Origin of the sequence: Streptomyces sp. NBC_00435, assembly GCF_036014235.1 — a bacterium.
Taxonomy (GTDB): Bacteria; Actinomycetota; Actinomycetes; order Streptomycetales; family Streptomycetaceae; genus Streptomyces.
This window is the reverse complement of record NZ_CP107925.1, coordinates 116344-128454: the sequence shown is the minus strand read 5'-3', so window position 1 is coordinate 128454 and position 12111 is coordinate 116344. Positions and strand designations below refer to the sequence as shown.

General features: G+C 68.2%; 11 protein-coding genes. 9 read left to right on the top strand and 2 right to left on the bottom strand.

Annotated elements, in window-relative coordinates:
* Positions 1-50: 50 nt before the first annotated feature.
* Positions 51-1304, bottom strand: coding sequence for a cytochrome P450 family protein (locus OG389_RS36385; protein WP_328304644.1), 1254 nt, complete (start codon positions 1302-1304; stop codon positions 51-53).
* 149 nt (positions 1305-1453) lie between these two features.
* Positions 1454-2377 carry a ScbA/BarX family gamma-butyrolactone biosynthesis protein gene (locus OG389_RS36380; protein ID WP_328304642.1) on the bottom strand — a complete coding sequence of 308 codons (924 nt, stop codon included), beginning with the start codon at positions 2375-2377 and terminating at the stop codon, positions 1454-1456.
* A 184-nt stretch (positions 2378-2561) separates the two neighbouring features.
* Here OG389_RS36380 and OG389_RS36375 point away from each other — a divergent pair, with 184 nt between their 5' ends.
* The 9 genes from OG389_RS36375 to OG389_RS36335 all read left to right on the top strand — a co-directional run bounded on the left by OG389_RS36375 (position 2562) and on the right by OG389_RS36335 (position 12076).
* Positions 2562-3263 carry a ScbR family autoregulator-binding transcription factor gene (locus OG389_RS36375; RefSeq protein ID WP_328304640.1) on the top strand — a complete coding sequence of 234 codons (702 nt, stop codon included), beginning with the start codon at positions 2562-2564 and terminating at the stop codon, positions 3261-3263.
* A gap of 201 nt (positions 3264-3464) precedes the next feature.
* Positions 3465-5078: a class I adenylate-forming enzyme family protein gene (locus tag OG389_RS36370; RefSeq protein ID WP_328304638.1), complete on the top strand. Its 1614-nt coding sequence runs from the start codon at positions 3465-3467 to the stop codon at positions 5076-5078.
* Positions 5075-5458: a hypothetical protein gene (locus OG389_RS36365; protein ID WP_328304636.1), complete on the top strand. Its 384-nt coding sequence runs from the start codon at positions 5075-5077 to the stop codon at positions 5456-5458. The genes OG389_RS36370 and OG389_RS36365 overlap by 4 nt, the downstream gene beginning before the upstream one ends.
* Before the next feature lie 197 nt (positions 5459-5655).
* Positions 5656-5934 carry a LysR family transcriptional regulator gene (locus OG389_RS36360; RefSeq protein WP_328304634.1) on the top strand — a complete coding sequence of 93 codons (279 nt, stop codon included), beginning with the start codon at positions 5656-5658 and terminating at the stop codon, positions 5932-5934.
* Between the two features lie 345 nt (positions 5935-6279).
* Positions 6280-7818, top strand: a complete 1539-nt coding sequence (locus tag OG389_RS36355; RefSeq protein ID WP_328304632.1) for a 4-hydroxyphenylacetate 3-hydroxylase family protein — start codon at positions 6280-6282, stop codon at positions 7816-7818.
* Positions 7819-7898: 80 nt separating this feature from the next.
* Entirely contained in the window at positions 7899-8396 is a 498-nt protein-coding gene (locus OG389_RS36350; protein ID WP_328304630.1) for a flavin reductase family protein, read from the top strand.
* 1 nt (position 8397) lies between these two features.
* A complete protein-coding gene (locus OG389_RS36345; RefSeq protein ID WP_328304628.1) occupies positions 8398-9441 on the top strand; it encodes a hypothetical protein in 1044 nt (347 codons plus the stop codon).
* A 172-nt stretch (positions 9442-9613) separates the two neighbouring features.
* Complete coding sequence (locus OG389_RS36340) at positions 9614-11158, top strand: FAD/NAD(P)-binding protein (protein WP_328304626.1); 1545 nt, start codon at positions 9614-9616, stop codon at positions 11156-11158.
* 105 nt (positions 11159-11263) lie between these two features.
* Entirely contained in the window at positions 11264-12076 is an 813-nt protein-coding gene (locus OG389_RS36335) for a class II aldolase/adducin family protein (protein ID WP_328304624.1), read from the top strand.
* Positions 12077-12111: the final 35 nt, after the last annotated feature.

Here is a 12111-nt window from a genome sequence, read left to right as displayed (position 1 = left end):
TTTCGTCTGGTGCGGTCCGGTGAGTCTTCCGGGAGCGGTCGCCCCCGGCACTATTGGCTGGAAACAGACCCCTTGGGCGTGCCCAGGAGCACGGGAACCGTGCGGTGCCCGTTCGAGATGAACGAGAACTTCGGCCGCAGTTCCCCGGCCGGGACGGCCAGGGCGATGTCGGGGAACCGCTCGAAGAGCGCCGACATCGCGATGGCCACCTCCATGCGGGCGAGGTTCACCCCGAGGCAGTGGTGGGCTCCGTACCCGAACGACACGTGGTCGGCGCGGGTCCCGCGGGTGACGTCGAACAGGTCCGCGTCGGCTCCGTGGTGCACGGGGTCGCGGCCCACGCCGGCGAAGCAGATGAGGATCGGGTCGCCCTGCGGGATCCGTACGTCGTCGTCGATCTCGATCGCCTCGACGGCGTAGCGCAGGACGCTGTGCGCGCCGGGCGGGTCCACGCGCACGGACTCGTCGATCAGATCGTCCCAGGAGGCCTTGCCGTCCTGGATGAGCGCGAGCTGGTCAGGGTGCGCGAGGAGGGAGACGACCGCGTTGTCGATGAGGTTCACCGTCGTCTCGTAGCCGGCGGTGAGGAGGAGGATGAGGTTGTCGAGCAGTTCCTTCTCGCTCATTTCCGCCGAACCCGAGTCGCGCGCGGCGACGAGTCCCGTGGTCAGGTCGTCGGCGGGATTTTCCCTCTTGTACGCCACGACCTCGTTCAGGATCTCGTACATGACGATGCCATTCGCCATCGCGTCCTCGGGAGTGATCGAGGTGGCGAAGAAACTGTCGATGACCTTCTGCAGCGGATCACGTGCGGAATGCGGAATTCCGAAAAGCTCGCAGACAACGGCGTGCGGCAGTACGTGGGCGAATTCCTTGCGGAGGTCCACGGGCTGACCGGCGGGTGCCTGTTCCAGGCGGTCCAGCAGCTCGGACGCGATCTCCTCGACGCGGGGCCGCAGGGCCGCCACGCGGCGCATGGTGAACTCTCCCGCCACGGGCTTGCGCAGGCGGGTGTGCTCCTCGCCGTAGGCGGTGACCATGTTCTGCACCGAGACCCAAATGGCCAGCGGCCACTCCTGGTCGACTTCTCCGCTGATCCACGCCGGCCAGTGCCGGTAGGCGTCCTTCGACACCCGGGGATCGGTGAGCAGGCGCTTCACGAGCACGTAGTCCGTGACGGACCACGCCTCCACTCCACCGGGCAGCACGACCTTCACGGCGCGCCCACGGGAGCGTATTTCCTTGATTTCTCCGTGAATGTCCTGGCCGAGCGGATCGATGACGAACGGGCACTGCCTGCTCACAGGAGTATCCCTCCTACAGCTCTTCTGGTGATGAATCTGACGACGTCACAGGCTGGCACGAGCGAGCCCTTCCCGCCACTTCGCGTGCGCGGTGTCTCGGCCAGTGGATCAGTGGATTCAAACGTCCAATTTTGCTGAAAGGGAAGAGATCAGGCGGAAACGGGAATTCCTGCGAGCAGGGCGAGGAAGACCCGGCGCCCGCTCTGGTGACCGGTGATGCTCAAGGACAGGGTGTTGTCCCGGGTCCGGGTCACCGGCTGCGCCTGGATCAGACAGGGGGTGTCGAACTCCGCGTACCGGTCGAAGGTCAGGCGGAGCGCGGTGGGGTACAGGCGCGTGGTGCCCGCGACGGCGAAGGCGGCCTGGTGGGAGGCCTCCAGGAGCGCCATGCCGGGTACATGATCGTTTTCACGTGCGAACAAAGTCGTGTTGGCGGTGTGCGACCGCAGGGTCCAGCAGCGGGGATCCCTGGTGGGAGCCAGCAGGACATGGCTCGGGTCGGACCGCAGTACGAGGGCGGGGTGCACCGGCTCCGGTACGGGCAGGAGCGGTCGGGCGTCCGCGAACTCGCCCCGCATCCGACGGTACGCACCGGGAGAAGTGCAGGTCAGGCTGCCTCCGCCGGTCGCGATGACCCGGCCGTCCTGCACCACGGTCATGTGGCAGACCATGCCGGAGAAGCGGGTGCCCCGGCGGTTGATGTCCGTGCAGGTGACGTCCATGTGGACGGGGGAGCCGGTGTCCTCCAGGAGTTCTGGGTCGATCTGGTAGTGGATGTCGGACATCAGGAAGTGGTGCCCCAGGGGGACGCCGTACTCGGCGTGGGAGAGAAGGATGCCGGTCTGGCGGATGGCCTCCGCGATGACGGCGGGGGAACGAAAACCGTGCAGTGCGGTATGGAACGGATGATTTTCCGGCCAACGCAGAGTCACGTTGAACCGGTCGGTACCGGTTCGTTCCCAGTCCGACAGGAAGACTTCGGAGGTGTCGGGGCGGTGCACGAGCCAGTTGGGTACAGCCGGAGGCCTTGCATCTGAGATCCAAGCCGTCTGTCTTTGGGTGGTTTCGCGCATATATGAAGTGATTAACATGAACTCCCCCTCCGGGCTCCAAGGCAGATTCGAGCCAGTGATGGTATGTCCCGGTCGCCGCAAGATACGTGCTGCCTGGTATAATTTGCAACGGCTGTTTTCGGTGACATGCTCGTACCTCCGAGGAGGTGCATGATTGGCCGGCAGGAACGTGGAAGGAGCGAGGGTGTCCCAGAGGGAGACTTCCCGGCGCACCCGGCAACTCATCGTCGAGGCCGCCGGCGCCGTCTTTGCGGAAAAGGGCTTCAACGGAGCCACGATCGCGGACGTCTACCAGAGGCTCGGGCTCACCAAGGGCGCCTTCTACTACTACTTCAAGGGCAAGGAAGAACTCGCCCAGGCCGTCCTGGCCAGCCAGATCGACACAATCGGCTTCCCGGTCGTACCCCGGAGCACGCGCCTCCAGGAACTGATCGACAAGGGCATGCTCTTCGCCGTCCAGATCCGCAGTGATCCGATCGTGCAGGGCAGCCTGAGGCTCTCCCTGGAACGGGGCAGTCATCACGCGGACCGCCTCAGGCCCTACCAGGACTGGATCGACCACAACCGTTTCGCGCTCGGGCAGGCCCGGGAGTTCGGTGAACTCCACGCGCACGTGGACCTGGACGCGGTGGCCAACCTCTTCGTCGGAGCCTTCACCGGAGTCCAGGTGCTCTCGGAAGTGATGACCGACTGGGAGGACCTGGAAGTCCGGGTGTCCGTCCTGCTCCGGCACATCATGCCGATCATCGCGCTGCCGACCGTGCTCGCCGAACTGGACATGGCCCCCGGCCGGGCCGACCGGGTCGTCGCTGACCTGGAGAAACACCTCCGGGAACAGGCCGAGGCCGAGCCCGATGTCGTGGAGCCGGCCGCGGCCCAGGCCTAGCCCCTCCTTCCTTCCCCTTTCCTGCCTCACCTCCGCCGGGCGTCCTCGACGCCCGGCGGAGGTTTTTGAGCTACTCATTCCGGTTCCGGGCAATCCACATCAGAACTTCCGATGACGGTTGCCTACCTTCATGCAGGTTTGTTTCCATGGGCGCGGCCCCGAGCCACACACGAGGCTCTTGACCGACCACGGAGAACCCACATGATCAAGCTCGATGACATCCGCCGGCACGCGGCGGGCGGCGTGACGCGGGATGCCTTGGTCGACGGCCAGGTGCGGCTGACCTGGGGCCAGTTCGCCGAGACCGTGGAGCGGACGGCGGCCGGACTCACCGAGCACCTGCCCGCGGAGGGCCCGGTCCGCGCGGTCTTCCTCGCCGGCAACAGCTGGCAGCTGACCGTCGCGATGAGCGCCTGCGCCACCCTCGGCGTCTCCTGCACCGGGCTCGACCCGGAGAGCGGCGCGGACGACCTGGGCCAGGTGCTCACCTGGCTGGAGCCGTCCCTGGTCTTCGTGACCTCGGACCACCGTGCCACCCTCGACCAGCTCGTCTGGCCCAGCGGCCCGCAGGCCCTGCACGTCCTCCTGGACGGTGTCACCGCGCCCGGCGCGCCCGCCGCCCCCGGAAAGCACCAGGCACTCAACTTCGACGTCCTGACCTCGACCGAAGCCCTGCGGACCCTGCCCGCGCCCCGGCCGTACGAGTCCTTCGCGGTCAGTGCGCGCAGCGACGGCCCCTCCCGGATCGCCGTGCGCCGCACTCCCTCCGAGGGCCGCCACCTGGTCGACCTCGTCGACGAGTTCGGCCTCAACCGGGACGACGTCCACCTGGCCTCCGCCCCGCCGGCCCAGTCCACCGCCCTGGCGCTGACCCGCACGATGCTCGGCGTCGGCGCCACCGTCGTCCTCGCGGACGGAGCCGGCGCCGAGGCGCTGAGCACCCTGCTCGTCGGCGAACGCGTCACCACCGGAGTGATCACCCCGGCCTCCCTGCACTCGGTGCTCACGCTGCCCGAGAACGCCGAGCCCTCGCCGCGCACCCGCCACCTGCGGTTCCTCCTCACCCCGGGCGCCCACCTGGGCCGATGGACCGTCAACACGGCCTGGGAGCGCCTCGGTCCGGTGCTGCACACCGCGCTCGGCACCCCGGAGACCGGACTCACCGCCGTCATGGGCCCCGAGGAACTGCTGGTCTCGCCGCCGCGGTCGGGCCACGCCACCCTCGGCACGACCGTCGCCGTCCTCGGTGAGGACGGGCAGCCGGTGCAGCAGGGCGAGACCGGACGCCTGGCCTACGCGGGCCACCAGGTGATGGACGCCTACCTGGACGGCGAGACCGAGGTCACCGAGCTGGACCTCGGCTGGGGCGCGGAGCGCTTCCTGGTCACCGACGAGTCCGGCTACGTGGACGAGACCGGCCGGCTGCTGGTCACCGGGCGCGTCACCGACGTGCCACTGGTGGTCCGTGATTCGGCGGTCGACACCGAGCTGTTCCGGCTGGAGTCGGACCTGCTCAACCTGCCCTGCCTGCGCGACACCGCCGTCATGCGGGTCAGCAGCGCGGTGCTCGGCGACGCGATCGTGGTGCCCTTCATCGCGGTGGCGGTCGGCCGGGAGGCCACCGGCTACCAGGCGCTCAGCGCGGCCTGTGCCCGCCGGGTCCCGTCGCTGCCCGCGCACGTCATCGCCGTCGACACCATCCCGTACAGCCCGACGGGCCGCATCCGCACCGGGGACCTGCTCGACGCCGTACTGCCCATCATCACTCTGAACCTGCAGCTTGAGCAGTCGATGCAACAGGAGATGTCCGCGTGAACCTGCCCTCCTTCGACGACCAGCCGTACGACGAGGTGCTGGTGGAGGACTTCGAGACGGCCTTCTTCGCGCTCGAGCTCGAACTCCTCGACCTGCCCTGCGTCCAGGACATCGCGGTGATGCGCACCCAGCTGCCCGAGGTGGGCGAGACGCTGGTGGTGGCCTTCGTACCGCTCCTGGAGGAGGACCAGGAGGCCGGCGGACGCCAGGCCGCGCTGGCCGCCTGCGAGCGGCGCATGCCGTGGGTGCTCTCGCACGCCGTGGCCGTCGACGTGATCCCGCGCGCGGCCGACGGATCCGCGCGCACGGGCCTGCTGATCGACCGTCTGCTCCCGCAGATCGCCAGGGACCTCCTCTCTCCGATGGAGATGTCCGACTAGTCCATTCCGCAAAACCCGCTGTCAACCACGAAGCAGCGGCTGACCTGTGGCCATGCCCTCCCTGCGGGCATGGCCACAGGTATGTCCGGGCTTGCCCGGGATGCGGACGGGCGAGGTCTCGCCGGTGCAGTTATACCTGCACCGTGGTATGTTTCTTTCCTACGAGGCTCTGAGCCTCGCAGAAGGGAGCCCCTGCCGTGCAGTTCCAGCAGTTACGCTCGTTCCGCGAAGTAGCCGCCGAGATGAGCTTCACTCGTGCCGCCCGGAACCTCCACTACTCGCAACCCAGCGTCACCGCCCACATCAAGAACCTCGAGGACTACATCGGTGCGCCGCTGTTCCATCGCGCCGGCGGCCGTGTCCAGCTCACCGAGGCGGGCATCCGACTGCTGCCGCACGTCGAGAAGATCATTCTGATCGCCGAAGCGGCCTGTATCGACGCGGCCGCCGCCGGCCGTACCCGTCCCGCCGCCTGACCAGCCGCGTCGGACATCTTTTAGCAATTCTTTTTACATACGGCCCGGCTGTGTATCCGAATTTCCTGGATCAATGCCGGGCCGCAGCTATTTCCGGCCATTCGGAATTCATCGTTCCGCCTTATGCGGACACGTTCCCGAAGTGCCTCGGCAACGTCAACAGGTTTTCTTCTCCTACCCGTTGACGCGCCACCAAGAACGTGATGCCGCCAGAGTTGGCGTAGATGGGCAATTGTCCGTGCGCAGCCCCGCAAGAGCTGATGCTCGAGCGAGCCTACGCTCGGGATCAATCGAACTGTGCGCCCGGCAGCGGTCGCGTGTATTACCCCTGGAGAGGACACCAAAATGGGTCAGGTCCCGATAGTGGATCAGTCGGCCGGCGAGGCTCCGAACGACCTCATGACGGGCGACTCCTACCTGGAGAGCCTGCGTGACGGTCGCCAGGTCTTCGTGGACGGCGAGCTCGTCAAGGACGTGACGACGCACCCGGCCTTCGCCAACGCCGCTAGGTCGACCGCGCACCTCTACGACGCGCTCCACCACCCGGACACCAAGGACCTGATGACGACGGTCGACCGGTACACGGGTTACCGCGTCCACCGCTTCTTCACCCCGGCGCACTCGCCCGAGGAACTCCTCAAGGCCCGTGACGCCATCGAGCACTGGGCCCGCCTGAGCTACGGCTTCATGAACCGCACGCCCGACTACAAGGCGTCGTTCATGGCCGGCCTGGCCGTCACCCACGACTTCTACGAGCCCTTCGGCGACAACGCCCGCGCCTGGTACGAGAAGTACGCCCGCCAGGGCCTCTCGATCAGCCACGCGATCGTCAACCCGCCCGTCGACCGCAACAAGTCGGCGCACGAGATCCGCGACGTCTACCTGAAGGTCGTCGAGGAGCGCGAGGACGGCATCGTCGTCGAGGGCGCCAAGCTCATGGCCACCGCCTCGGCACTGAGCAACGTCGCCTTCGTCGGCCAGATCCACCTGGCCAACCTCGAAAAGGGCAAGGCCGAGGACATGGCGCTCGCCTTCATGGCGCCGCTGAACACCCCGGGCATGAAGGTCGTCTGCCGCACCTCCTACGAGGGCAAGGCCACCAGCCCGTTCGACAACCCGCTCTCCAGCCGGTTCGACGAGAACGACGCCGTGCTGGTCTTCGACAAGGCGTTCATCCCGTGGGAGAACGTCCTGATCTACCGGGACACCGAGAAGATCCACCAGTACTTCCCGCGCTCCGGCCTGCTCTCCCGCGGCTTCTTCCAGGGCGCGATCCGCATGTCGGTCAAGCTCGAGTTCATGGCGGGCATCCTCGACAAGGGCACCCGCATCAACGGCACGGACGGCTTCCGCGGCGTCCAGGCCGGCCTCGGCGAACTGCTGGCCTGGCGCCACCAGACCTGGGCCGTCACCAGCGCCATGGCCCTGGACCCGGAGGCCGGCCCGGCCGGCACCGTCCTGCCGCGCATGGACTACTCGGCCGGCTACCGGGCGCTCGCCCCGCTCAGCTGGGAGCGCACGCACCGCTTCTTCGAGGAGCACCTCGCGGGCGCGCTGCTGATGACCCCGTCCAGCGCCAAGGACCTGCAGAACCCCGAGCTGCGCCCGCTGCTCGACCGTTACTACCGCGGCACCGGCGCCACGGCCGAGGAGCGCACCAAGCTCTTCAAGCTGGCCTGGGACGCGATCGGCACCGAGTTCGGCGCCCGCCACGAGCTCTACGAGCTCAACTACGCCGGCGGTCCCGACCAGGTCCGCCTCGACACCCTGAACTGGTCCCGCGGCGCCGGCCTGCTCGACAACTACGGCGACCTCGTCCAGAGGGCCATGGACGACTACGACCTCGACGGCTGGACCCGCGGCCGCTGGGCCCAGGAGAACTGACCCGTCAGCCCGCGTACGGACGGGTGCCCGCGGCCGAAGCGCCGCGCGCACCCGTCCGCGCCCAGCAGAGAGGCCCGGCCATGAACCACGACCTGCGCGATGTGATGCGCTCCTTCGCCACCGGGGTCTGCGTCGTCAGCACGTACACCGACGACGACGGCGTACGCACCCACAACGCGATCACCGTCAACTCGCTCACCTCCGTCTCACTGGAACCGCCGCTGGTTTCCCTGAGCTTCCGCCACGACTCGGAGTTCTTCGCCGAGCTGCTGCGCACCGGCGTCGTCGGGATCTCGATCCTCGGAGCCGAGGGCGAGTCCACCGCGCGCGCGTTCGCGCGCCGGCGGCCCGAGCGCGACCAGGCGCTGACCGAGGTGGCCGGGGCCCCGGGCGAGGCCACCGGGACGCTGCTGTTCGACGCGGCGGCCTGGATGGAGTGCAGCCTGCGCGACCACGTGGTGGCCGGAGACCACGTGATGATCATCGGCGAAGTCGTCGCCATGGGTGCCCGTGAGACCCAGACCCCCCTGATCTTCCTTCAGGGCGGATTCCACAGATTCGAACTGGAACAGGTGTGACGTGCGAGCGAAGAAGTTGCTGAGCTGGCGGGCGCTCCTCGGAGCGGCCCTGGCCATATCCGCCATGACGCTGCTGATCTGGCCGAGCATGCCGGCCCAGGCCACGCAGACCAGTGCGGAGGCCGCCGCGGTCTCGTCGGGCTCGGTGTCCGTTTGTCTGGTCACCAGGGACGCCCCGACCCGCGAGCGGGCGGTCAAGGTCGCCCCGTGGGCCGCCGAAGTGCTCCTCTCGGAGACGCTCTCCTACGCGGGTCCGTGCTCCTCGTACGGCACCCCGAGCGCGCTGGGCAACGGCACGGTGCGTACCTACGCACAGGTCAACGGCGTCAAGCCGCAGACCGTCGGCATCGTCTTCCCCAAGTCCATGCTGACCAACCTTCCGACCACCATGACCGACGGTCACCACTGCTACGACGTGAATGGTGACGGCACCGTCGACCAGCACACCGAGTGCGTCGGTGGCCACGAGCGTCCCCTGGACCTGCCCTCGCAGCTCACCTCGCTGCCCGGCATGCCGCTGAAGTGGGCCCTGGTCAACTTCAACCCGATGGGCCACGGGCCGGAGCACATCTACGACGTGCCTCACTTCGACTTCCACTTCTACACGCAGCCGAAGGCGGAGCGCGACGCGATCCGCAGCGGTCCCTGTGGGCTGGCCATCAACTGCGACGACTACGCGACGGCCATCAAGCCGATTCCCCCGCAGTACCTGCCGACGGACTACGTGAACAACAACGTGGCCGAGGCGGCCATGGGCAACCACCTGATCGACCTCAACTCGCCCGAGTGGAGCTCCGTCGCCTTCACCCAGACCTTCATCTACGGGGCCTACGACGCCAAGATCAGCTTCCTCGAGCCGATGATCACGAAGGCCTGGTTCGAGGGCATCGCCACCGGGGTCAACCCGAGCCGCTGCTGGCCCATCAAGCAGCCGCAGCAGTGGCAGATCGGCGGCTGGTACCCGCAGGAGTACTGCATCGACTACCGCGCCAACCGGCAGGACTACACGGTCTCGATGAAGAACTTCAAGCACTCCGCAGCCTGATTCGGAGTCTCCCAACCCATTGGCTGACCGGCTTCACCCCCGCCGCACCGGGGGTGGCCGGCGGCTTCCACTGAATCCCCGGAGTAGGCGAGGAAGGGCCACCGTGATCGCGGACAGCAAGGCCGGCGCACGACGACCCCGCGCCTTCCACGAATTGATAGGTGACTGACACATGTCCCGTGGATTCTCGATCGGTATCGTCGGAGGAGGCGCGGCTGCAGTCTGCTTGATCGACGCGTTGTCGCGAACACAAAGCGAACCGGGCAGCCTCACGGTCTTCGAACCGTCACCGCACCTGTGGCGCGGTCGTGCCTACCAGGTCGACACCGAGACCCTCAAGGTCAACGCGACGCCCGACGACATGTCCGTGCGGGCCGGCGACCTCCAGCACTTCGAGAACTGGCTGGAGACCCGGGACAAGGTCATAGGGGTACGCACCGGAGTCGACCGCTGGTCCGGAAGCCGCTTCGCACCCCGCACCGTCTACGGCGAGTACCTGGAGCAGACGGCCTACGCCGCGCTCGGTGAACTGCGCCGCCAGGGCTGGCGGGTCGACCTCGTCGGAGAGGGCGTCACCTCCGCCAGCCGCGCCGCCAACCGGGTGCTGCTGCGCACCGGCAACGGCCGCGCCCGCGCCTTCGACTACGCCATCCTGTGCGTCGGGGGCGACAGCCCCAAGGACGTCTACGGTCTGGGCGACACCCCCGGCTTCGTCGGGGACCCGTACCCGATCGTCAACAAGCTGGCGGACGTCGGTGAGCGGGAGCACGTCGCGATCATCGGCAGCGGCCTGACCGCGATCGACATCATCCTGTCGCTGGCGGCCCAGGGACACCAGGGGAAGATCAGCCTTCTTTCGCGCCGGGGTGTCCTGCCCGGTGTCCGGCAGAAGGCGGTCCCCTTCGAGCTGCGGCACTTCACGCCGCACCGGATGGAGGAACTGGCCGCCATCCACCCCGAGGTCAGCCTCGCGGACATCGCCACCATCATGCGGGCCGAGTTCCGCGATGTCGGCGCCGACCTCGACGCGGTGGTCTCGGAGATCATCCGCGTCGACCTGGAGGACCCGGTCGACCGGCTGCGCCGGCAGATCGAAGAGGTCGACTCGCCCCACATGGGCCTGCGGATCCTGCAGCGCGCCGTCCCCGAGACCGGACCCGACGTCTGGCCGATGCTGCGCGAACAGGACAAGGTCCAGCTGCTGCGCGCCCACTACCGCACGATCATGAGCCTGTGCTGCCCGATGCCGCCCGGTAGCGCGGGGGTCCTCCTCGACCTCGTCGAGGCGGGAAAGCTGGAGATCGTCGCAGGTCTGCAGAACATCACCCCCAACCCCGAGACGGGCTTCGACGTCGTCACCGCCGAGGGCCACGACTTCACGGCCGACCGCGTCATCAGCGCGGTCAACGCCTCCGAGGGGCGCATACCCACCAGCGCCGCGCCCCTGGTCACCTCGCTGATGCGCAGCCGGGTCGCCAGCCGTCACCCGCACGGCGGCCTGCACATAGCGCGCCCGACCAGCCAGCTGACGACCAACGGCAGGCCCGACCCGCGCCTGTACGGGCTCGGCAACATCGCCGCCGGTTCGCTCTTCTTCACCTTCGGCATCCCTTCGCTGGTCGACCGCAGCCAGGACATCGTCGGCGCGATCCTGCAGCACGCCGAGACCGTCACGGCCGCGACCCAGGAGAACGAGGACGTCCTGCTCACGGTCTAGCCCCGCTCACGGCCGGTGCCGGGGCGGTCAGCCCGCCCACGGCCCGGCCGCCACCCGCACCCGTACCGCTACCGGAACACGATCCGGAGATGAGGACCCCCGAGCATGAGCGTCACCGAGACCGACCGGCCCGCCTACCTGGCGGACACGCACACCGGCCTGCCGATCCCCAGCGAGCCGGTCTTCGCCACCCACGAGGAGACCCGCCGGCACCGCAAGCAGCGGCTCGCCGCCGCGCTGCGGCTGTTCGGCAAGTACGGCTTCGGTGAGGGCATCTCGGGCCACATCTCGGTCCGTGACCCGGAGCACGAGGACCGGTTCTGGGTGAACCCCTTCGGCGTCTCCTTCAACCTGGTCCGCGTCGCGGACCTGATCTGCGTCGACTCCGCGGGCAACGTCGTGGAGGGCAGGCACCGGGTCAACCCCAGCGCCTTCGTCATCCACTCCGCCATCCACGAGCTCGCGCCGGGCGCCACGGCGGCCGCACACGGCCACACCGCCCACTCCCGCGCGCTCGGTGCCCTGGGCCGCCTGCTGGACCCCATCGACCAGGAGTCCGCCGCCTTCTACAACCGCCAGGTCCTCTACGAAGAGTACGAGGGCCCCTCGGTCTCCGCCGAGCTCGGCCGCGACATCGCCGAGAGGCTCGGCGACAACCGCGCGATCCTGCTGCGCCACCACGGCCTGATAACCGTCGGCGGATCGCTGGACGAGGCCGTGCACTGGTTCTTCACCTACGACAGCTGCGCCCAGGTGCAGCTGCTCGCACGGGCGGCGGGCACGCCCAAGAGCTTCACCCACGAGCAGGCCGTGGCCGCGGGGGACGGCTTCGGCAACGAGCAGCTGGGCTGGTTCAGCTTCCAGCTGCTCTGGGACGAGATCATCCGCGAACAGCCCGACTTCCTCGAAGAGGACTAGTCCGCGGAGGGTCGCGTCGTCCGACAACACCCCGC

Bases quoted from the DNA above. Each gene is read 5' to 3' on its own strand.
- OG389_RS36380 (WP_328304642.1), bottom strand. From the start codon at position 2,377: ATGCGCGAAACCACCCAAAGACAGACGGCTTGGATCTCAGATGCAAGG.
- OG389_RS36370 (WP_328304638.1), top strand. From the start codon at position 3,465: ATGATCAAGCTCGATGACATCCGCCGGCACGCGGCGGGCGGCGTGACG.
- OG389_RS36355 (WP_328304632.1), top strand. From the start codon at position 6,280: ATGGGTCAGGTCCCGATAGTGGATCAGTCGGCCGGCGAGGCTCCGAAC.
- OG389_RS36350 (WP_328304630.1), top strand. From the start codon at position 7,899: ATGAACCACGACCTGCGCGATGTGATGCGCTCCTTCGCCACCGGGGTC.
- OG389_RS36340 (WP_328304626.1), top strand. From the start codon at position 9,614: ATGTCCCGTGGATTCTCGATCGGTATCGTCGGAGGAGGCGCGGCTGCA.
- OG389_RS36335 (WP_328304624.1), top strand. From the start codon at position 11,264: ATGAGCGTCACCGAGACCGACCGGCCCGCCTACCTGGCGGACACGCAC.